Raw genomic sequence first — 22033 nt, 5'->3', positions numbered from 1 at the left:
TTAAATACGGAGATGATAAGCTTATGCCATGTTTTTTGCGGCAGGTTCGGTGCTTTAAACAGTGATGTCAATTTGTATTTTTTGCCGGTCGGATGGCTCTAGGTCGAAGTTAATGCCTCTATACTGCAAGCTCAAACGATTGTGCGGCTGACCCATGGGCCCATTTTTCGCAAAGCTGGTGGAATCCAGCGACCCTGTACTCATGCGCCAGGCGTTGGCCTGGCTGTATGGTTTCGTGCGCCCGCACCGGCGCGCCATCGGCCTGCTGCTGGGTTTGTCGCTGGGCGCCTCGTTGCTGGCCCTGGCGCAACCTTGGCTGGTCAAGACGCTGATCGACGAGGGGCTGCTGGCCAAGGACTACCAGACCCTCTGGCACATGGCAGCGATCATGATCGGCGCAGGCCTGCTGGGCACGGTGCTGGCCGGCGTCAACCGCTACCTGCACACGCGCTTGTCTGGGTGCATTCTGTTCGCCCTGCGCGATGACCTGTACCGCCACCTGCAGCAGTTGTCGCCTACGTTCTATGGGCGGCGGCGCATGGGTGACATTCTTTCGCGGCTGGACGGCGATGTGGCGGAGATCCAGCGCTTTGCCGTGGATTCGCTGTTCTCGGCGGTGTCGGCGGTGATCGGCCTGGTGGGCGCGGTGGCGTTGATGCTGATGCTGTCGTGGCAGTTGTCGCTGTTGCTGGCGCTGCTGGTACCGATCGAGGTGCTGTGGCTGCGCTGGATGCGCCGTAAGGTAGAGCGCGAAGTGCGCAACCTGCGGGAACGTTCGGCGGATGTGTCGTCGTTCCTGGTCGAGACCTTGCCGGCGATGAAGTTCATCCAGGCGGCCGGCCAGCAAGGCCGCGAGGCAGGGCGGCTGGATCAGCTTGGCCAGGGCTACATGCGCCAGTTGCTGAAGGTGCAGGTGACCGAATTCTTCACCCAGGCCGTTCCCGGCACGCTCACCTCCTGGTGCCGCGCTTGCGCGTTCCTGGTCGGCGGCTGGTGGGTGATTCAGGGGACCTGGCAGCTAGGCGCGTTAATCGCCTTTTCCACCTACATGGGCATGGCCGTAGGGCCGGTGCAGAGCCTGCTGGGCCTGTACGTGGCGGTGCAGCGCATGGCCGTGAGCCTTGGGCGGGTGATGGAGCTGAAACGGGAAACCGTGGCCGTACGCCCGGCAGCCAACCCGCAACCCATACCCGATGGGCCAGGCGAATTGCGCCTCGAAGCACTGAGCTTTGCCCATGAAGGGCGCCAGGGTGCGGTGCTGAATAACGTACAGGTGTGTGTACCAGGCGGGCTGAAGGTGGCCATCAGCGGCGCTTCGGGGGTGGGCAAGTCGACCCTGATCGACCTGTTGCAGCGCTTCTACGACCCGGACGCTGGGCGCATCCTGCTGGACGGGACCGACCTGCGCGAGCTGGACTTGGCAGCGCTGCGTAGGCGTATCGCCGTCGTCAGCCAGGACATCGTGCTGTTCCGTGGCACTCTGGCGCAGAACCTGGCCTACGGCGTGCCCGAGGCCAGCCGCGCAGAGCTTGAGCGTGTGGTGCGCCTGGCGCGGCTGGACGGCCTGGTCGACAGCCTGCCGCTGGGCCTGGACGGCTTGCTGGGCGAACGTGGCCAGCAGTTGTCCGGCGGCCAGAAGCAACGCATCGCCATTGCCCGTGCGGTGTTGCAGGCCCCGGCGATTCTGGTGCTGGACGAGGCCACCTCGGCGGTGGACGAAGCCACCGAACGTGAGGTGATCGCAGCTATCGACCAGCTGTTTGCCAGCCGCACGCGGATCCTCATCAGCCACCGCGCGTCGACTTTGGCTGATGCCGACCTGCACTTGCAGTTGCATGACGGCCAGTTGCAGGTACTGCCGCAGGAGACGGTCAAACATGGGCGCTGACGTGCGCGTTGGGGTCATCGACAGTGGCTGCTCGCCGGAGCAAACCAACGGCTTGCTCGATGCCCGCCGTTTCTGGCTGGAAGACGGCCAGTTACGTGAAGGCGCAATGCTGTCCGATGAGCTAGGGCATGGCAGTGCCGTGCTGGCCAGCTTGCAACGGGAGGCTGGCCCTGTGCCGTTGCTGGTGGCCCAGGTGTTCGGCGGCCAGGCCAGCACCAGTGCCTTGCAGGTGGCGGCAGCGCTGCTGTGGCTGGTGGAAGCGGGGGCTACGCTGGTCAACCTGAGCCTTGGCCTGCAGCAGGACCGAGCGGTTTTGCATCAGGCCTGCGCTGAGGCCTTGGCTGCGGGCGTGGTGTTGTGTGCATCCAGCCCGGCACAGGGCGGGCCCGTATTCCCAGCCAGCTACCCAGGCGTGATTCGGGTGACCGGTGATGCACGTTGCGCGCCCGGCCAGTGGTCGTGGCTGGGCACCCGGCAGGCGGACTTTGGCGGTTATGTAGGGACGGGCGGCAGAGCGGGCGCTAGCCTGGGTTGTGCGGCATTGAGCGGTAGGATTGCGGCGTTGCTGCGTGACGAACCGGGCATGGATCGCCAGCGAATCCATGAGTGGTTGCGTCAGCATGCGACGTTCTCAGGCCCAGAGCGACGGGGGGCGAGCCATGCCTGAACCGCGCATTGTGGTGTTGGGTGCCGGCCCTGCGGGTGCGGCCACGGCCATAGGCCTGCGGCGGCTGGGTTATACCGTGACGGTGGTGTCGCAGTGGCGCCGTTTCGCGGCTGTTGAAGGGGTTTCGCAACGGGTGCTGGAGGGCTTGCGGCATGCGGGCCTCGGCGGTGCTTTGAGCCAGGCGGCCACGCCGGCTACCCGGCAGGTGCACTGGAATGGCCAGCACCTGCGAATGAACCAGGAGTTCTTGCTGGATCGGCAACGGTTTGATCGGGCGCTGCGCGACGATCTTCAGCTTGCCGGTGTAAGCGTGGTCGAGGGGCGGGTACGCGAGGTGGTGCACGAGGGCGGTCATCATGTGCGTCTGGACGATGGGCAAGTGCTGACGGCTGATTTTCTCGTCGAGGCCCGAGGCCGCCAGGCACCGCTGGCCGCAGACCGCCTGCGCGGGCCGGAAACAGTCAGCCTGCTGAATGTCTGGCAGGGTAGCCCTGGCGCGCCTGCGTCGGCAGTGGAAAGCCTGGAGGATGGCTGGGCGTGGATGGCGCGGCTGGCAGATGGCCGTTGCTACTGGCAAGTCACCCAGGACGCTGCAGGCCTGCCGGGTAAGGCCGGGTTGGCCGATTATTGCGCGACGCTGCGGGCACGCAGCGGGTTGGTCGCGGAGCTGTTCGACGATCAGGCGTTGGTGCCGGCACAGGTGCATGCACGCAGCAGTACTGCCATTCTGGCGGGCGAATGCGTCGGGCATGACTGGATACGGGTGGGTGATGCGGCGATGGCCGTTGACCCGCTGTCGGGTAACGGGATTTTCCAGTCACTGTCTTCGGCGTTGCAGGCGCCGGTGGTGATCAACACCTTGCTGCGCCGGCCCGAGCGGGCGGTGTTGGCGTGGCAGTTTCACCAGCAGCGGGTCGAACAGCTGTTTTTGCGATTTGCCCGCATTGGGCGGGATTTCTATGGGCAGGAGCAAGGGCGGGTAGGGCAGCCATTTTGGGCTCGGCGCCAAGGCTGGCCGGATGCGCAGCCCTTGCATACGGCCGCGGATTGGAGCGCCGTGCGGGTTGAACGGCGGCCTGTGTTGCGCGACGGTCTGGTGGACGCGGCCGAGGTGGTGGTGACGGCGGACCAGCCGTTGGGGGTGTGGCATTTGCAGGGGGTGGAGTTGGCGCCTGTGGTACGTGCGTTGCTGGGTGGCCTGGCAATTGGGGCGGTTTTGTCGGGCTTACCGGGTGAGCAGCAGATGATGGTGCGGCGGTGGCTGGTGGAGCAGGGGTTGGCTTGAGATGGCCGGGGCCGCTTTGCGGCCCATCGCGACACAAGGCCGCTCCTACACAGGTACAACATCGCCTGTGATGCTTGCGCTGTACTTGTGTAGGAGCGGCCTTGCGTCGCGAAAGGGCTGCGAAGCAGCCCCAGGCTGCAGAGTCAAAAAAAGGTCCCGACAATCAGTTGCATGTAGGCCCCCGTATCCCGCCCACCCAATTGCGTGCCGCCGTTGTTCGCACTGCGCTCCGGCTTATAGAACCCCACCAACGGGCTGATCAGCAGGTGCTCGTTGACCATCCATTCCACGTACAGGTCCAGCTCACGCCCGCCGAGGTTGCCCTGATCCGTGTCCAGCGTATCGAAGTCGAAGTACAGCGCGCCGACGGTCAGGTTGTCCCGTGGCTTGCCTTTCAGCGCCACATGGTGCACCTGGCTGTTCTTGTTGAACGGCCCGGCATAGTTGGCCGCTACTTCACCCTGGAACCAGGTGCCATAGCCTCGGCTCAGGCCATAGAACAGTGGGTCGAAGCCTTCGGAGAAGCGGCTGTAGCGGTAGGTGGCAGTCGGTGACCAGGGCAATTCGGAGAAGGTCCAGTTGCCTTCCAGGTACCAGGCATTCTCGCGCCCACCGGTCTTGTCCTGGCTCACGTACTCGGCGGCCAGTTCCAGGTCCTTCACGCCCAGGTTGCCGCGCCCGCGCAGGCTGGCGGTGTCCATGCCGTCGCGGTGTTCCAGGCCCATGATTTGCGCGTAGCGTTGGTCCACGTCCAGGCCGCGGATCCAGCTGAGGCCCACGGTGCCGGCGTCGGCGACGTGTTCCAAATTGGCTACCGCCAGCGAGGTATCGGCCTGGTAGTGGTTGTCGGACTTCAGCCACATCAGGTCGCCGCGCCAGCCCTGCTTGCCGCCCAGGCGCAGCACGGCGGTGCGGTCGAAGGCTTTACGGGCGGCCAGGTAGTAGGCGCCGCCGCGATCGAAGTTGGCGCCCAGGTCGACCTTGCCCAGGTTCACCGGGTCGCCCTGGATCAGAAAACCATCGCCCAATGTCACTACCTGGCGACCGCCTGAAATGTCCACGCCGTCTTCGCCCAGGGCCGGGAACAGGTTGGCCGAGCGCCAGCCCAGGTACAGGTCTTCGATGGCTGTGCGGCGTTCGTCGCCCAGGGTCAGGCCGGCGGCATCGCCATCGCCCCAGGTGGCGGAACTGAGCAGGTTGACGGCCCCGTAGAGGGCGCCGCTGTCGGCCAGGGCCTGGCTGCCGCTAAGGCCATATTTGACGTAGCCTTCTTGCCAGGCGGTGCTGCCGGGCTGGCGGTTGCCGGCCTGGTTGAAGCTTTCGTCGCTGTGGAACACACCGAACAGGGCTTCGAGGTCGGCGTTGAGGGTGGTGCCGTTGTGGTTGTAGAGCTCGTAGGCTTGGCTGGCGGGTGCGGCGAACAGCAGGGCCAATGTGCAGGCGAGGGTGTGCCTCATGGTGTGCTCCATGTTTTTGTTGTTGTTTTTTGGGGTGCCTGTACCGGCCTCTTCGCAGCACAAGGCTGCTGCTGCAAAAGCGACGAGGCCGGCACAGGAAAAAGATCAGAGCTTGATCAGCACCGATTTGAGCTCGGTGTAATGCTCGATGGCTGCTGCGCCCATCTCGCGACCAACGCCAGACATCTTGTAGCCGCCGAACGGCAGTGCCGGGTCCAGTGCGCTGTGGCAGTTGACCCAAACCGAACCCGACTTGATGCGCGGGATCATGCGGTGCACGGCGGCCAGGTCGTTGGACCAGATGCTTGCGCCCAGGCCATAGGGGTTGTCGTTGGCCATGCCGATCACTTCGTCGATGTCATCGAACGGCATTGCCACCAGCACCGGCCCGAAGATTTCTTCTTGTACCAGGCGGTGGCGCTGGTCGACATCGACAATCACCGTCGGCTTGACGAAGTAACCCGGCCCGAAGCCTTCACCGCCACAGGCGATGGTCGCGCCCAGTTCGCGGCCAAGCTCGATGTAGCCGGTGACGCGGTCCTGCTGCTTGGCCGAGATCAGCGGGCCCATCTGCACCGCTGGGTCCAGCCCGTTGCCCAGTTTCATGCCATTGGCGATGCCGGCGATGTCGGCCACCACGTTGTCGAAGTGCTTGCGGTGCACATACAGCCGCGAGCCCGCGCAGCACACCTGGCCCTGGTTGAAGAAGATTGCCGTGGCCGCACCGGCTGCGGCTTCCTGCAGGTTGGCGTCGGGCATGACGATGGTCGGCGACTTGCCGCCCAGCTCCAGGGTGACGCGGGTCATGTTGTCCATGGCCGCCTTGCCGATCAGCTTGCCGACTTCGGTCGAGCCGGTGAAGGTCAGCTTGTCCACCCCAGGGTGGCGACTGAGCGCAGCGCCCGCGTTCAGGCCTGTACCGGTGATTACGTTGAAAACGCCTGCCGGGTAGCCGGCTTCGTCTACCAGTTCTGCCAGCTTGAGCACGCTCAGTGGGGTTTCATCGGCGGGCTTGAGCACCACGGTGCAACCGGTGGCCAGGGCTGGGCCGAGTTTCCAGCAGGCCAGCAGCAGCGGGAAGTTCCAGGCGACGATGGCGCCGACCACACCCACCGCCTCGCGGCGCACGAAACCATGGAACTGGTCGTTGGGCATCAGCGGCATGGAGGCTTCGACGGTGCTACCCTCGATCTTGGTGGCCCAGCCGGCCATGTAGCGCAGGAAGTCGATGGCCAGTTGCACGTCCATCACCTGGGCGACGGCGGCGCTCTTGCCGTTGTTCAGGCATTCCAGTTCGGCCAGCTGGCGGGCGTCGCGCTCCATCAGGTCGGCCAGGCGCCACAACAGGTTTTGCCGCTCGCGCGGACGCAGGCGGCTCCAGGGCGAATCATCGAAGGCTTGACGGGCGGCGCGCACGGCGCGATCGACATCCTCGGCCTCGGCGGCGGGCACTTCACCCAGTACTTCGCCGGTGGCCGGGTTGCGGAACGACAGGGTGCGACCGCTGGCGGCGTCCTGCCACTCGGCGCCGATGCGCATCTTCAGCTTGCGTTCGAGAAAGGCGCGGGTGGCGGGCAGGATGGGCAGTTCGGAAAGCATGGGACGGTGCCTCTTGTCATTGGATGTGGCGGGCACCGGCGCAATGGCCGTGCCAACCTGGGCAGATGGCGGCAAGGCCTTGAGCTGACTGGGTTTTGCCGTGACGCAAGGTTCGGTTTGCAAAGGTGCGCTGTTGCACAATGAGACGGTGTGAGACGGTGGTGAAACAGCGGCTCTAAGGGCCGGCAGCCGGCATGTCAGGTGTTGTCTCAAGCTGAAACACCTTGTCGCGAAATGGCACGCTGCAATTGGCCATCCGTGCTGCTGGCCAAGCCCCGTTAACTGCCTAAAGGGTTGAAAGGCAACGCTTTTACAGCACCTGGCACAGTTCCTGTATCACAACTGTCACATGCACACCTGCTGTACCAAAGCGTGCGAAAACGATAAGAACAACAACCGTGGAGGTCTGACCTTGAAGACGACTCGACTCCGGCGGCATGCGGGCAAACTGGCGCTGGTCGCCGCCGCGCTGCTGAGCACCCAGGCCATGGCGGCCGAGCAGGGCCCGAGCCTGTTGCAGAACAAGTGCATGGGGTGCCATATCCCCGAAGGCAACGACACCTATAGCCGCATCAGCCACCAGCGCAAGACGCCGGAAGGCTGGCTGATGAGCATTGCCCGCATGCAGGTGATGCACGGCCTGCAGATCAGTGACGACGACCGTCGCACGCTGGTCAAGTACCTGGCCGACAAGCAGGGCCTGGCGCCCAGCGAAACCGATGGCGTGCGTTACGCCATGGAGCGCCGGCTCAATACCGTCGAGCACTTCGACACCCAGCTCAGCGAGACCTGTGGCCGTTGCCACTCCGGTGCCCGCGTCGCCTTGCAACGGCGCCCGGCCAAGGAGTGGGAACACCTGGTCAACTTCCACCTTGGCCAATGGCCGTCCCTTGAGTACCAGGCCCAGGCGCGTGACCGCGACTGGCTGCCGATTGCCCTGCAACAAGTGGTGCCGGAGCTTGCCAAGCGCTTCCCGATGGAAAGCGCAGCCTGGGCCGAATGGCAGAAGGCCAAACCCAAGGCAGACGCACTGCCGGGGCAGTGGGCATTCAGCGGCCATATGCTTGCCAAGGGCGACGTACGTGGGGTGATGAGCGTCACGGCTGGGGAGGGCGATACCTTCAAGGTCGAGGTCAAGGGCGCTTACGCCGACGGCACGCCGTTCAACGGCAGCGGCACGGCGATCCTCTACAACGGCTATGAGTGGCGTGGCAACGTCAAGGTCGGCGATGCCAACCTGCGCCAGGTGTTCGCCGCGCTGGATGGCGAGATGAAAGGCCGTATGTTCGAAGCCGACCACGATGAGCGTGGCCTGGACTTTACGGCGGCGAAGGAAGGCAAGGCGCGCCTGCTGGCGGTTCAGCCGGCATTCATCAAGGCCGGCGGCGAAAGCGAGATCACCCTGGTGGGTAGCGGCCTGGACGGCAAGCCCGACTTGGGTGCAGGGGTGGAAGTGACCGAGGTGCTGGAGCAAACCCCGACCCTGGTACGGGTCAAGGCCCGCGCCGCGGCAGACGCCAAGCCTGGCCAGCGCGAGGTTGCGGTGGGCGCGCTCAAAGGTGTCAACCTGGCGGTCTACGACAAGGTCGACGAAGTGAAGGTGGTGCCGGCGTTCTCCATCGCCCGCATTGGCGAGAACGGCGCTTCGGTGCCGAAAGTGCAGGGCCGCTTCGAGGCCGAAGCCTGGGGTAAAGACGCCAGCGGACAACCGCTGCGCATCGGCTACCTGCCGGCCACCTGGAAGGTCGAGCCGTTCAACGAGCGTGCGGTCGAGGACGAAGACGTCAAGTTCGCCGGGCAGATGCAGGCTGATGGCGTGTTCGTACCAGGCGGTGCCGGGCCCAACCCCGAGCGCAAGATGATGACCAACAACGCCGGTAACTTGAAAGTCATCGCCACGCTGGCCGACGGTGGCCAGACCGGCGAAGGGCACATGATCGTCACCGTACAGCGCTGGAACAACCCGCCGCTGCCATAACGGCAGGGCGCAACGGTTTTCCAACGGATCGATTATCGGGAGGTCGCCATGGGCGTACTACTGAACCTGGTCGAGCGTAACCTGCACGAAGTGCAGGTCGATGCCGACCGCATGCTGTTCCATATTCCCAGCAGCTCGCTGTTTGCCACCGATGCGGTGACCGGCAGCATCATCGACGCTTTGCGCCAGCAAGGCTGCTCGGCCGAGGAGCTGATGCAGCGCCTTGGCCAGCAGTTTGCCGGCGACGATATCCAGGACACCCTGCGCGAGCTGATCGCGCTGGAGCTGGTCAGCGACGGCTCGCCGCTGACCCCGGAAATCGCCCTGAAGCAGGTCGAACGCACCGCGCTCAACACCGTGGTTCTGAACGTCAACACTGGCTGCAACCTCAGCTGCACTTATTGCTACAAGGAAGACCTGGACAAGCCTTCCGCCGGCAAGAAGATGAGCACCGCCACCGCCGAGGCCTCGGTGGAGATGCTGCTCAAGGAATCGCCCAACGAGGAGCGCTACAGTGTGGTGTTCTTCGGTGGCGAGCCACTGTCCAACCGGCCGTTGATCGAGCACATGGTGGCTTACTGCGAACGGCGTTTCGCCGAGGCGGGCAAGCAGGTGGAGTTCATCATGACCACCAACGCCACCTTGCTGACCGAAGAAATCATCGACTGGCTCAACGCCCACCGTTTCGGCCTGTCGATCAGCATCGACGGCCCCAAGACCGTGCACGACCGCAACCGCATCACCGTGGGTGGGCAGGGTACCTATGACGTGGTGCGGCGCAAGGCCGACCTACTGCTGTCGCGCTACACCAGCCGCCCGGTGGGCGCGCGGGTCACGCTGACCCGTGGCATTACCGATGTCGAAACCATCTGGAACCACTTGTTCAATGAAATGGGCTTCGCCGAAGTTGGCTTTGCCCCGGTGACCTCGGGCGACATGGCCGATTTCAACCTCACGAGCGAAGAGCTGGTGCAGGTGTTCGCCAACATGAAGGCCCTCGGCCGGCGTTACCTGGAGGCGGCGCTGGCGCACCGCAACATCGGTTTCTCCAACCTGCACCAGTTGATCACCGACATCCACGAAGGCCACAAGAAGGCCCTGCCGTGTGGCGCCGGGCTGAAGATGCTGGCGGTTGACCACGAGGGCGAGCTGAACTTGTGCCACCGCTTCACCGGCTCCAGCCTGCCGACCTTCGGCAATGTGCACCAAGGGGTGAAGCAGGCGCAGCTCAACGACTTCCTGTCGCAACGCCTGGACCGTAGCAACACCGGCTGTGAAAGCTGCCGCATCCGCAACCTGTGCTCGGGCGGCTGCTACCACGAAAGCTATGCACGCTACGGCGACCCGCAGCACCCGACCTACCACTATTGCGAACTGATGCGCGACTGGGTGGACTTCGGCATCGAAGTCTACAGCCGCATCATGGCCGCCAACCCGGCCTTCATCGATCGCTACATCACCCCGCGGAAGGCGCACTGACATGAAGCACTTGAAGCCCCTGAACAACAAGGCGCGCATCCTGGAGCAGGCCGCCGCCGAAGACCGTGTCGAAGAAGTGATGGCCATGAGCGCGGTGGCAGGCTGCACGGCCACCACCGACCCGGGCTGGGAAGTGGATGCCTTTGGCGGCGTCAGCTCGTTGTGCCAACCGATGGAGGCCGACCTGTATGGCTGCTCCGACCCTTGCTGGTGGCCAGCCCAGGTGCCGGACATGATGAGCACTTACCAGGACTGGAACGCCCAGGCGACCAACTCGGCGGACGACTGGCGCAACCTCGGCACCGTGTTCCCGAAAGACAAGTGACGGCCCAACAAGAATGACAAGGGGAAACCGCATGAAAGCTGGACGCTGCGCGCAACTTGCGCTCACCATCGCCGCCACGGCCTGCGCCGGGCTGGTACAGGCCGACGACACCGGGCCGGCACTGAAGGCTGGCCACGAATACATGATCGTGACCAACTACCCGAACAACCTGCATGTGGTCGATGTGGCCAGTGACACGGTCTACAAAAGCTGCCAGATGCCCGACAAGTTCGGCCCTGGCACCGCAATGATGGCGCCGGACAACCGCACCGCCTACGTGCTCAACAACCACTACGGCGACATCTACGGTATCGACCTGGACACCTGCAAGAACACCTTCCGCGCCAACCTGTCCAGCGTGGCAGGCGAAGTCGGCCGGTCGATGTACTCATTCGCCATCAGCCCCGATGGCAAGGAAGTGTACGCCACGGTCAACCCGACCCAGATGCTGAACGACCATTACGTGGTCAAACCGCCGCGGCTGGAGGTGTTCAGCACCGCCGATGGCCTGCAGGCCAAGCCGGTGCGTACCTTCCCGATGCCGCGCCAGGTGTACCTGATGCGCGCCGCTGACGATGGCAGCCTGTTCGTCGCAGGGCCGGACATCTACAAGATGGACGTGAAGACCGGCAAATACACAGTGGCCCTGCCGTTGCGCAACTGGAACCGCAAGGGCTACAGCGCCCCGGACGTGCTGTACTTCTGGCCGCACCAGAGCCCGCGCCACGAGTTCACCATGCTGTACACCATTGCCAAGTTCAAGGACGACAAGCAGGACCCGGCCACCGCCGAGCCGCTGTATGGCTACCTGAGCGTCGACCTGAAGACCGGCAAGACCCACACCCAGGAGTTCGCCGACCTGACTGAGTTGTACTTCACCGGCCTGCGCTCGCCCAAGGACCCGAACCAGATCTACGGCGTGCTCAACCGCCTGGCCAAGTACGACATCAAACAGCGCAAGCTGATCAAGGCGGCTAACCTGGAGCACACTTACTACTGCGTCACCTTCGACAAGAAGGGCGACAAACTGTACCTGGGCGGCACCTTCAACGACCTGGCGGTGTTCAACCCGGAAACGTTGGAGAAAGTGAAGAACATCAAGTTGCCGGGTGGTGACATGTCTACCACGACGCCCCAGGTGTTCATCCGCTAGATCGGTGTGGGCCTCTTCGCGGGTTTACCCGCGAAGAGGCCGGTATAAACAACACAAGAACAACAAGAGAACGCCCATGCCCCAGCCAAGCTACTCCCAGGGCAACCAGGACAAGGCCCTGCTTACCCAGTGCATCGGCGACGCCTTCGACGCCACTGTCGCTCGCTTTCCCGAGCGCGAGGCGCTGGTGGTGCGCCACCAGGCCCTTCGCTACACCTGGCGGCAACTGGCCGAGGCCGTCGACCAGCATGCTCGCGCGCTGATGGCCCTGGGCGTGCAGCCCGGTGACCGCCTGGGTATCTGGGCGCCCAATTGCGCCGAGTGGTGCATTACCCAGTTCGCCAGCGCCAAGGTTGGCGCAATCCTGGTCAACATCAATCCGGCCTACCGCTCCAGCGAGCTGGACTATGCGCTCGGCCAGTCCGGCTGCCGTTGGGTGATCTGTGCCGATGCGTTCAAGACCTCCGATTACCACGCCATGCTGCAGGGCCTTGTACCTGGCCTGGCCAGCGGTCAAGCGGGCGCGCTGATCTGCGAGCGTTTTCCCGAGCTGCGTGGCGTGGTCAGTCTGGCCGTCGCGCCCCCGCCTGGGTTCCTCGCCTGGCACGACCTGCAGTCCCGCGCCGAGGCCGTCAGCCGCGAGGCCCTGGCCCAGCGGCAGGCACAACTGCGCTGCGACGATCCGATCAACATCCAGTACACCTCGGGGACCACCGGCTTCCCCAAGGGCGCCACCCTCAGCCACAGCAACATTCTCAACAACGGCTACATGGTGGGTGAAAGCCTGGGCCTGACCGAACATGACCGGTTGGTAGTGCCGGTGCCGCTGTACCACTGCTTCGGCATGGTCATGGCCAACCTTGGCTGCATGACCCACGGCAGCACCTTGATTTATCCCAACGATGCCTTCGACCCTTTGGCTACCCTGCGCGCGGTGGCGGAGGAGAAAGCCACGGCGTTGTATGGCGTGCCGACCATGTTCATTGCCGAGCTGGACCACCCGCAGCGCGGCGAGTTCGACCTGTCGAGCCTGCGCACGGGGATCATGGCCGGCGCTACGTGCCCGATCGAGGTGATGCGCCGGGTGATTGGCGAGATGCACATGGCCGAGGTGCAGATTGCCTACGGCATGACCGAGACCAGCCCGGTGTCGCTACAGACCGGCGCCACTGACGACCTGGAGCGCCGCGTGACCAGCGTGGGGCGCACCCAGCCACGGCTGGAGAACAAAGTGATCGACAACGACGGTGGCACAGTGCCGCGCGGTGAGATTGGCGAGCTGTGCACGCGTGGCTACAGCGTGATGCTGGGTTACTGGAACAACCCCAAGGCCACGGCCGAGAGCATCGATGAAGACGGCTGGATGCACACCGGCGACCTGGCAGTGATGGACGAACAAGGCTATGTGCGGATTGTCGGGCGCAGCAAGGACATGATCATTCGCGGCGGTGAGAACATCTACCCGCGTGAGCTGGAGGAGTTCTTCTTCACCCACCCAGCGGTGGCCGATGTACAGGTGATTGGCGTGCCGTGCAGCAAGTATGGCGAAGAGATCGTCGCCTGGGTGCGGCTGCACCCAGGGCATGCTGCCAGCGAAGAAGAACTGCGAGAGTGGGCCAAGGCGCGAATTGCGCACTTCAAGGTGCCCCGGTACTTCCGCTTTGTCGACGAGTTCCCGATGACGGTGACCGGCAAGGTGCAGAAGTTCAGGATGCGCGAGATCAGCGTCGAGGAACTGACTGCCAATTGATGTAGGGGCCGGCACAGGCAGCAGAGGATCTCAGCCTTGCAGCAGTTCCGGGCTGTTGAAGTTGCTTAGCCGACAATCATCGTCGGCACACGCCAGCCCTTGCACCGCCTCGCGCAGCAAGGCCTTCTGCAAGCTCCGCTCACCCGCCGCCCAGGCTTGTTCCAGCACCGGCAACACCCGTTTTGGCAGCACGCTGAACATCGGCTGCCAATACTCACCCTGACGCACCATCGCCGCACTGTCATTGGCCTTCGCCAGCCGCAGCAGGTCTTCGATCAACACCTGATCGACACGTGGTGCATCGCAGGCCAGCAGCACAACCCATTCATGCCGTGCCACCTTGAGCCCGGCAATCACTCCCGCCAAAGGCCCGGGGAAGTCCGCCTCGGCATCGCCCACCACCTGGTCGGCATACGCCCGGTAGGCCTCCTGGTTACGGTTGCAGGAAATCACCAGGTCGTCGCTCAGCGGGCGCACCACTCGCTGTACATGCGCCACCAAGGGTTCACCCTGCCAGTCGATCAAACCCTTGTCGCGGCCGCCCATACGCTGCCCGCGACCGCCGGCAAGGATGAGGATGGAGCAGGGGGGAAATGCATCAGGCATGAAAAAGGGTTCCGGGCAGTCATTGCCGGGAACCCTCCCATTTCAAGTGGGGCTTGTCCAGTCAGCTTTCACCGGCCACCGGATGCGTGGCAGCGTTTTGCGTCTGGCGCCGCCCGGACAGGCGCATCACCACCACGAAGAACACCGGCACGAACACCACCGCCAGGGTGGCGCTGAGCATGCCGCCAATCACCCCGGTGCCGATCGCTTGCTGGCTGGCGGAGCTTGCGCCGCTGGCGATGGCCAGTGGCACCACGCCGAGGATGAACGCCAGCGAGGTCATCACGATCGGCCGCAGGCGCAGGCGGGCGGCTTGTACGGCAGCATCGACGGCGTCCACGCCCTGATCGACCAGGTGCTTGGCGAACTCGATGATCAGGATGGCATTCTTCGCCGACAGGCCGATCAGAGTAATCAGGCCAACTTTGAAGAATACATCGTTGGGCATGCCGCGCAGGGTCACGGCCAGCACTGCACCCAGCACGCCGAGTGGTACCACCAGCAGTACCGCAGTCGGGATCGACCAGCTTTCGTACAGCGCCGCCAGGCACAGGAACACCACCAGCAACGACAGCGCCATCAGCATCGGTGCCTGGCTGCCGGAAAGGCGTTCCTGCAGGGACAGGCCGGTCCATTCCAGGCCGGCACCGGCTGGAAGCTGCGCCACCAGGCGCTCGACTTCGGCCATGGCCTCACCGGAGCTGTAGCCGGCCGCCGGTTCGCCGGAAATCGACACCGCCGGGTAGCCGTTGTAGCGGGTCAGCTGCACCGGGCCGCTGACCCATTTGGCCTGGACGAACGCGCCCAGTGGCACCATCTTGCCGCTAGTGTTGCGTACGTGGATTTTCAGCAAATCCTCGACCTGGCTGCGCTGGTTGCCTTCGGCCTGCACCACCACCCGCTGCATGCGGCCCTGGTTGGGGAAGTCGTTGACGTAGCTGGAGCCCACAGCCACGTCCAGCACCGTGCCGATATCGGCAAACGATACGCCCAGGGCATTGGCCTGGCGGCGGTCGATTTCCAGCTGCACTTGCGGGCTTTCCGCCAGCGAGGCTTCACGCACGTTGGTCAATACCTTGCTTTTGCCGGCGCTTGCCAGCAACTGGTCACGGGCCGCCATCAGTTCGGCGTGGCCCATGCCGCCACGGTCCTGCAGGCGGAACTCGAAGCCGGTCGATTCGCCCAGGCCGTCGATTGGGGGTGGCAGTACCGAGAAGGCGATGGCGTCCTTGAGCTGGCTGAAGGCCATGGTCGCGCGGTCGGCGATCGACTGGGCGCTGTCATCGGTGCCGCGCTCGGACCAGTCCTTGAGCGTGGTGAAGGCCAGCGCCGCGTTCTGCCCGCTGCCGGAGAAGCTGAAACCGAGAATCAAGGTGGTGTTGCCCACCCCCGGTTCCTCGGCGTTGTGCGCCTCGATCTGCGCGGCTACCTGTTCGGTGCGCATGCGGCTGGCACCGGGCGGCAGTTGGATGTCGGTAATGGTGTAACCCTGGTCTTCGGTGGGCAGAAACGCCGTGGGCAACTGGCTGAACCCGTAGCCCAGCACCGCCAGCAGCACTGCGTACACCGCCAGGTAGCGGCCACTGCGCTTGAGCGCCTGTACCACCCAGCGTTGGTAGCCGTTGCTCATGCTTTCGAAGCGGCGGTTGAACCAGCCGAAGAAGCCTTTGCGTGCGTGGTGCTCACCTTTGGCCACGGGCTTGAGCAGGGTGGCGCACAATGCCGGGGTCAGGCTGAGGGCGAGAAACGCCGAGAACAGGATCGATACCGCCATCGACAGCGAGAACTGCTGGTAGATCACCCCCACCGAGCCTTGCATGAAGGCCATGGGCAGGAACACCGCCACCAGTACCAGGGTGATACCGATGATCGCCCCGCTGATCTGGCCCATGGCTTTGCGCGTGGCCTCTTTGGGCGGCAGGCCTTCTTCGGCCATGATGCGCTCGACGTTTTCCACCACCACGATGGCATCGTCGACCAGGATGCCGATGGCCAGCACCATGCCGAACAGGGTCAGCACATTGACCGAGAAGCCCATGGCCAGCATCACGGCGAAGGTGCCCATCAATGCCACGGGCACCACCAGGGTCGGGATCAGCGTGTAGCGCAGGTTCTGCAGGAACAGGAACATCACTGCGAACACCAGCAGCATGGCTTCGAACAGGGTGTTGATGACCTGCTCGATCGACACTTTGACGAACGGCGAGGTGTCGTAGGGGATGTCGTACTTGACGCCTTCCGGGAAGTAGCGGGCCAGGTCCTGCATCTTCGCCCGTACCAGGGTGGCGGTTTCCATGGCGTTGGCCCCCGGCGACAGCTGCACGCTGAAGGCGGTGGCCGGCTTGCCGTTCAGGCGCGTGCCGTACTGGTATTCCTGGGCGCCGATCTCGACCCGGGCGACATCCCCGATGGTCACCGTGGAGCCATCCAGGTTGGCGCGCAGGACAATGGCGGCGAATTCTTCAGGCGTGCTCAGCTGGCCCTTGACCACTACGTTGGCGGTGATTTCCTGGGTGTCGCGGCTGGGCAGGTCGCCAATGCTGCCAGGGGCGACCTGGGCGTTCTGCGCCGCGATGGCCTCGGCCACGTCGTTGGGCGTGAGGTTGAAGCCGATCAGCTTGCGTGGGTCGATCCAGATGCGCATGGCGCGCTCGGAGCCGTACAACTGAGCCTTGCCGACGCCTTTGAGGCGGCGGATTTCGTCCATCACGTTACGGGCGAGGATGTCCGACAGCGCGGTTTCGTCGAGCTTGCCGTCTTCGGAGGTGAGGGTGGCCAACAGCAGGAAGCCCGTAGACACCTTCTCCACTTGCAGGCCCTGCTGGGTGACTGGGCGTGGCAGGCGCGATTCGACCACCTTCAGGCGGTTTTGCACGTCGACCTGGGCCAGGTCCGGGTTGGTGCCTGGGGCGAAGGTGGCGGTTATGGTGGCGCTGCCCAGGCTGCTCTGCGACTCGAAGTACAGCAGGTTGTCGGCGCCGTTGAGTTCCTGCTCGATCAGGCTGACCACGCTTTCGTCCATGGTCGCCGCCGAGGCGCCTGGGTACACGGCGTAGATCTCCACCTGTGGCGGTGCCACGTTGGGGTACTGGGCCACCGGCAGTTGCGGGATGGCCAGCACACCGGCCAGCAGGATGAACAGTGCGACCACCCAGGCGAATACCGGGCGATCGATGAAGAATTGCGGCATTGATCAGGCCCTCACTGGCCGATGTGCTGAGCGATGGGGGGGGCACCGGGTGTGGTGTCGACCTGCACCTGGTCGCCGGCCTTGACGTGCTGCAGGCCCTCGATCACCACCCGCTCGCCGGCGGCCAGGCCCTCGCTGACGATCCAGCGGTCGCCCTGGGCGCTGCCCAGGACTACCTGACGGTCGCTGACGCGGGCCTGCTGGTCGACCACCAGCACCTTCGGCACGCCGGCGCTGTCGCGCAGGATGGCGCGTTGCGGCACGCTCAGGCCCTTGGCTTGCACCGCCTGCTCCAGGCGTACGCGCACGTAGCTGCCGGGCAGCAGGTCGAGGTCCGGGTTGGGGAACTCGCTGCGCAGGGTGATCTGGTTGGTGCTGGGGTCGACGCTGATGTCGGAAAACAGCAGCTTGCCCGGCAGCGGGTAGGCGCTGCCGTCGTCCTGGATCAGGGTGGCGCGGGCCTGGCTGTCGCCTACCTGTTGCAGCTCGCCAGCACGCAGGGCGCGGCGCAAGGCGTTCAGCTCACGGGTCGACTGAGTGACATCGGCATGGATCGGGTCCAGTTGCTGGATGGTCGCCAGCGGGGTGGTCTCGTTCTGCCCGACCAGCGCGCCTTCGGTGACCTGGGCGCGGCCGATACGGCCGGAGATCGGTGCCGTCACAGTGGCGTAACCGAGGTTCAGGCGAGCCCGCTCCAGGGCTGCTTTGGCTTCGGCCACTGCAGCGTCGGCCTGCAGGAAGCTGGCTTTGGCGTTGTCGTATTCCTGGCGGCTGACGGCCTTGTCATCGACCAGCTCGCGGTAGCGCTGCTCTTGCAGGCGCGCCTGGTACAGGGTCGCCTCGGCCTTGGCCAGGGTGGCGCGGGCGCTGTCATGGTCGGCCTTGAACGGCGCCGGGTCGATCAAGAACAGTACATCGCCCTGTTTGACGTCGCTGCCTTCGCGGTACACCCGCTTGAGCACCACGCCAGCGACCCGCGCGCGCACTTCGGCGGTGCGCGGGGCCAGGATACGGCCGCTTAGCTCACTGCTGATGGCCAGGGGTTGCAGTTGCAAGGTTTCCACCCGCACTTGCGGGGTGGGGGCTTTTTCGTCTTGCTCGGCGCTGTCGCCGCAGCCGGCCAGAGACAGGCTCAGGAACGCCAGGAGCGCCAATGGGCGCAGGCGCGGGGAGAGGGTAGTAGGCATGCGGATCTTCCGATGATGACCGTGTCTATGCTAAGGCAGGTGCTGCCTGGGCGGCTGTTAATACCTGTAGGGCGAGTGTGAAAAAGTGTGAAGAACAAGCCTGTGGCGCGGTAGTGTTCTATATCCTGAGTGTTCCTGTGCCGGCTTCTTCGCGGGCACAGGTATACCTCAACCCAGACTCCCAAGCACCTATGCCGAATATTTTACTGGTCGAAGACGACAGCGCCCTGTCCGAGTTGATCGCCAGCTACCTGCAACGCAACGACTTCCATGTCCAGGTGATCGCCCGGGGCGATCATGTGCTGGACGAGTACCGCCGGCAAAAGCCCGACCTGGTCATACTCGACTTGATGCTGCCAGGCATCGATGGCCTGCAGCTGTGCCGCCTGCTGCGCCAGGAGTCGCAGAGCCTGCCAATTCTCATGCTGACCGCCCGCGACGACAGCCATGATCAGGTACTGGGCCTGGAAATGGGTGCCGACGACTACGTGACCAAACCCTGCGAGCCACGCGTGCTGCTGGCGCGCGTGCGTACGCTGCTGCGCCGCAGCAGTGTCAACGAGCCGCGGCTGGACAACGACCTGATCCTGATCGGCGGCCTGCGCATCGACCTGGCCGAGCGCACGGTCAGTTGGCGCGGCGAAGAGGTGGAGCTGTCCAGCGGCGAGTACAACCTGCTGGTGGTGCTGGCGCGCAATGCCGGCGAGGTGATGAACCGCGACCGTATCCTGCAACAACTGCGTGGCATCGAGTTCAATGGCACCGACCGCTCGGTGGACGTGGCCATCTCCAAACTGCGGCGCAAGTTCGACGACAACGCTGGCGAAGCACGCAAGATCAAGACCGTGTGGGGCAAGGGGTACCTGTTCAGCCGCGTCGAGTGGGAGTGCTGATCGGCCATGCTCAAGATCCTGGTGCGGCTATACCTGGTGATCATCGTCGCCTACGCCGGCGCGTTGCTGTTCATCCCCGACACCATCGTTGGCCTGTTCCGCGAGCGCTTCATGGCCTACAACCTGGACCAGGCAAAGGGTGTGCAGGCGTTGATCGTACGCCAGTTCCGCCAGGCCCCGCGTGAGCAGTGGCCGGCGGTGGAGCAGGAACTGGCCGGTGATTTTGCGCCGCTGGAGCTGAAACTGCTGCGCATGGACCAGGCGGGTTTGAGCGAGGAAGAACAGGCACGCCTGGAGCATGGCCTGTACGCGGTGCGTATTGCCGAGTGGGGCTACTACGAAACGGTGCTGGCGCCGCTGGACAAGCAATGGCTGGTGCGCCTGCATTCGCCGCCAGACCCGCTGGACATCAACGTGCTGTCGTGGGGCGTGACGGTGCTGATCGGTGCGGCCATGCTCGGGTGCCTGCTGCTGTGGGTCTGGCCGCACTGGCGCGACCTGGAGCGCCTCAAGGAGACCGCTCGGCGCCTGGGCCAAGGGCAGATGGCCGAGCGCACGCACATTTCACCACACTCCAACATCGGTGAGCTGGCCGGGGTGTTCGACACCATGGCCAGTGACCTGGAGCGCCACGTCAACCAGCAGCGCGAGCTGCTCAATGCGGTATCGCACGAGTTGCGCACGCCGCTGACCCGGCTGGATTTCGGCCTGGTGCTGTTGTTCGACGAAGTGCCGCCGGCCAGCCGCAAGCGCCTGCTGGAACTGGTCGGGCATGTGCGCGAACTGGACGAGCTGGTACTGGAGTTGCTGTCCTATAGCCGCTTGTACAACGCTGACCAGGCTCGCGAACGGGTCGAAGTGTCGCTGCTGGAGCTGGTCGACAGTGTGCTTGGCAGCTTTGCCGAGGAGCTTGATGGCCGTGGTATCCAGTGGGAAGTGCGGGCCGAAGGTGACCTGCCGCGCTTTGTGCTGGACCCTCGGCTGACGGCGCGCGCGGTGCAGAACCTGGTGCGCAATGCCATGCGCTATTGCGACGAAAGCCTGTTGTTGCGCTTGCGCCTGGAAGAGGATGGCGCCTGCCTGCTGACGGTGGAGGATGACGGGATTGGCATTCCGGTGGAGGAGCGCGAGCGCATTTTCCAGCCGTTCTACCGGCTAGACCGAAGCCGCGACCGAAATACCGGTGGGTTTGGCCTGGGGCTGGCGATCAGCCGGCGGGCCATCGAGGGGCAGGGTGGTACCTTGACCGTGGCACAGTCGGCGCTGGGTGGGGCGCAGTTCAGGATTCGCTTGCCAGCCGGGTAGTCCACAGCACGAACCGGTCCTTGCCGGTGTGCTTGGCTTCATACAGCGCCTGGTCGGCCTTGATCAACGCCATGGTCAATGTATCGCCCGCGCTCACCTGGGCCAGCCCGATACTGATGGTCACCGGGTGTGTGCCCGCATCCTCGCGTACCCTGCGTACCAATGCCTCCATCTGCTGCTCGGCACCTTGCTGGTCCAGCCCTTCAAGAAAAATGGCAAACTCCTCGCCGCCCAGTCGGGCGAACTCGGAATCGACCATGGCGGCCTTGATATGCAGTGCCACGCGTCTTAGCACTTCATCACCAATGTCGTGGCCGAAACGGTCATTCACTTTCTTGAAGTTGTCTATGTCGACCATCGCCAGGTATTGCCCGGGCGTTGCCAGTTTCAGTTGTTGCTCCGTTTTGGCCATGAACGAGCGGCGGTTGGGGATTTCGGTCAGGGCGTCGACGTAAGCTTGTTCAAGCAGCACCCTGGACAGGTAGAAATTGTGCAGTTTGGCCTTGCGCGTCTGCAGGTAGCTGTAGGTGATCAGGCCGCTGAGAAACACGGCGTAACTGACCAGCATGGCGCCTTCGAGCGCGTCGGGCTCGATACGGGTGTGGTAGAACGGGTTGAGCATCACCCAGGTGATGACCATGGCGCTGAAGAACGACCAGCGTCGCACCGGCAGCACCGACACGGCGTACAGCACGGTGGATACGCCAAGCACCAGCCACACCGGGCGCAGGGCCACCGGGATGCCTTCGATCAGCAGGCGCATGCCCAAGGTGATGATGGTGATGAACAGCAGGTTGAGTACATCGAAGTGATGGCTGCGGCGGGTGAAATGCAGTACTACGCAAAGGCTGCCGAGCGCGGCGATGAACAGGTAGGACAGCCAGGTGAAACCCTGACCGCCGAGAAAACTGACGATCAGGTCGAAGACCAGCCAGATCAGGATGCTGATGCAGAACACCAGCAGGCAGAACGGGCGCATGGACTCGAATTCGTGTTGTCGGAACTCGGCGCGCAAGGCGGCGGGGGCGACCTGCTTGCGCACGTGTTCTTCGATGGTCTTGAACATCGGTGGGCTCCTCGGAGTACTGCTTTGCCAGGCCAAACGACTCAATTTTGTGGCAAGACACCTGTGGCCCAAGGCCGGTAGCGCAAGGCAAACACCGCCTCGGCATGGCACCCGCTGCCCAGCTTGGGCTCGGCAGGTTCGGCCCTGAATGGCTGCCCAGGCGCGCTCACCTGGCGGAACGCCTCGCGCACCACGCCTACCCGGC

Annotated in this window: 16 protein-coding genes and 1 pseudogene; 10 read left to right on the top strand and 7 right to left on the bottom strand. The window is 64.3% G+C overall.

The genetic code is table 11. The features are described from left to right. Positions 1-154 precede the first annotated feature (154 nt). From APH35_RS23820 to qhpG, 3 genes are read left to right on the top strand one after another with little or no spacing between them, the layout of a single operon-like run. Positions 155-1888 carry an ABC transporter ATP-binding protein gene (locus APH35_RS23820; RefSeq protein ID WP_060515639.1) on the top strand — a complete coding sequence of 578 codons (1734 nt, stop codon included), beginning with the start codon at positions 155-157 and terminating at the stop codon, positions 1886-1888. Then, positions 1878-2555, top strand: a complete 678-nt coding sequence (qhpE, locus tag APH35_RS23815; protein ID WP_060515638.1) for a subtilisin-like serine protease QhpE — start codon at positions 1878-1880, stop codon at positions 2553-2555. Before APH35_RS23820 ends, qhpE begins: the two co-directional genes overlap by 11 nt. Continuing rightward, complete coding sequence (gene qhpG, locus APH35_RS23810) at positions 2548-3840, top strand: flavin-dependent monooxygenase QhpG (protein ID WP_060515637.1); 1293 nt, start codon at positions 2548-2550, stop codon at positions 3838-3840. The genes qhpE and qhpG overlap by 8 nt, the downstream gene beginning before the upstream one ends. A gap of 143 nt (positions 3841-3983) precedes the next feature. Here qhpG and APH35_RS23805 read toward each other — a convergent pair whose 3' ends face one another. After that, a complete protein-coding gene (locus tag APH35_RS23805) occupies positions 3984-5297 on the bottom strand; it encodes a hypothetical protein (RefSeq protein ID WP_060515636.1) in 1314 nt (437 codons plus the stop codon). A gap of 105 nt (positions 5298-5402) precedes the next feature. Beyond that, positions 5403-6896, bottom strand: coding sequence for an aldehyde dehydrogenase family protein (locus APH35_RS23800; RefSeq protein ID WP_012272116.1), 1494 nt, complete (start codon positions 6894-6896; stop codon positions 5403-5405). 412 nt (positions 6897-7308) lie between these two features. On the opposite strand from APH35_RS23800, the gene peaA reads away from it, so the two are divergent. The 5 genes from peaA to APH35_RS23775 all read left to right on the top strand — a co-directional run bounded on the left by peaA (position 7309) and on the right by APH35_RS23775 (position 13581). After that, positions 7309-8874: a quinohemoprotein amine dehydrogenase subunit alpha gene (gene peaA, locus APH35_RS23795; RefSeq protein WP_041166696.1), complete on the top strand. Its 1566-nt coding sequence runs from the start codon at positions 7309-7311 to the stop codon at positions 8872-8874. 48 nt (positions 8875-8922) lie between these two features. Further along, entirely contained in the window at positions 8923-10353 is a 1431-nt protein-coding gene (peaB, locus tag APH35_RS23790) for a quinohemoprotein amine dehydrogenase maturation protein (RefSeq protein WP_012272118.1), read from the top strand. A gap of 1 nt (position 10354) precedes the next feature. After that, positions 10355-10678, top strand: coding sequence for a quinohemoprotein amine dehydrogenase subunit gamma (qhpC, locus tag APH35_RS23785; RefSeq protein WP_012272119.1), 324 nt, complete (start codon positions 10355-10357; stop codon positions 10676-10678). A gap of 31 nt (positions 10679-10709) precedes the next feature. Then, a complete protein-coding gene (gene peaD, locus APH35_RS23780) occupies positions 10710-11831 on the top strand; it encodes a quinohemoprotein amine dehydrogenase subunit beta (protein ID WP_060493491.1) in 1122 nt (373 codons plus the stop codon). A 76-nt stretch (positions 11832-11907) separates the two neighbouring features. Then, positions 11908-13581, top strand: a complete 1674-nt coding sequence (locus APH35_RS23775) for a fatty acid CoA ligase family protein (protein WP_060515635.1) — start codon at positions 11908-11910, stop codon at positions 13579-13581. Positions 13582-13611: 30 nt separating this feature from the next. On the opposite strand, the gene mobA is transcribed toward APH35_RS23775, so the two are convergent. From mobA to APH35_RS23760, 3 genes are all read right to left on the bottom strand, one after another. Then, entirely contained in the window at positions 13612-14187 is a 576-nt protein-coding gene (gene mobA, locus APH35_RS23770; protein ID WP_012272122.1) for a molybdenum cofactor guanylyltransferase MobA, read from the bottom strand. A gap of 61 nt (positions 14188-14248) precedes the next feature. Next, positions 14249-17377 (bottom strand): efflux RND transporter permease subunit, encoded by a 3129-nt coding sequence (locus tag APH35_RS23765; protein WP_060493489.1) that lies wholly within the window; start codon positions 17375-17377, stop codon positions 14249-14251. Between the two features lie 11 nt (positions 17378-17388). Continuing rightward, positions 17389-18564: an efflux RND transporter periplasmic adaptor subunit gene (locus APH35_RS23760; RefSeq protein ID WP_012272124.1), complete on the bottom strand. Its 1176-nt coding sequence runs from the start codon at positions 18562-18564 to the stop codon at positions 17389-17391. A gap of 191 nt (positions 18565-18755) precedes the next feature. Here APH35_RS23760 and APH35_RS23755 point away from each other — a divergent pair, with 191 nt between their 5' ends. Beyond that, a complete protein-coding gene (locus APH35_RS23755; RefSeq protein WP_012272125.1) occupies positions 18756-19457 on the top strand; it encodes a response regulator transcription factor in 702 nt (233 codons plus the stop codon). Between the two features lie 6 nt (positions 19458-19463). Continuing rightward, positions 19464-20762, top strand: coding sequence for an ATP-binding protein (locus APH35_RS23750; RefSeq protein WP_012272126.1), 1299 nt, complete (start codon positions 19464-19466; stop codon positions 20760-20762). On the opposite strand, the gene APH35_RS23745 is transcribed toward APH35_RS23750, so the two are convergent. Next, positions 20737-21828 carry a GGDEF domain-containing protein gene (locus tag APH35_RS23745; RefSeq protein WP_012272127.1) on the bottom strand — a complete coding sequence of 364 codons (1092 nt, stop codon included), beginning with the start codon at positions 21826-21828 and terminating at the stop codon, positions 20737-20739. The two genes, APH35_RS23750 and APH35_RS23745, sit on opposite strands and share 26 nt — an antisense overlap. A 41-nt stretch (positions 21829-21869) precedes the next feature. After that, a pseudogene (locus tag APH35_RS29525) lies at positions 21870-22033 on the bottom strand (DUF4434 domain-containing protein); the annotation flags it as partial.

This window comes from Pseudomonas sp. NBRC 111132, from assembly GCF_001320565.1.
GTDB lineage: Bacteria > Pseudomonadota > Gammaproteobacteria > Pseudomonadales > Pseudomonadaceae > Aquipseudomonas > Aquipseudomonas putida_P.
The sequence above is the reverse complement of the archived record's forward strand: the minus strand, read 5'-3'. Positions and strand labels throughout refer to the sequence as shown.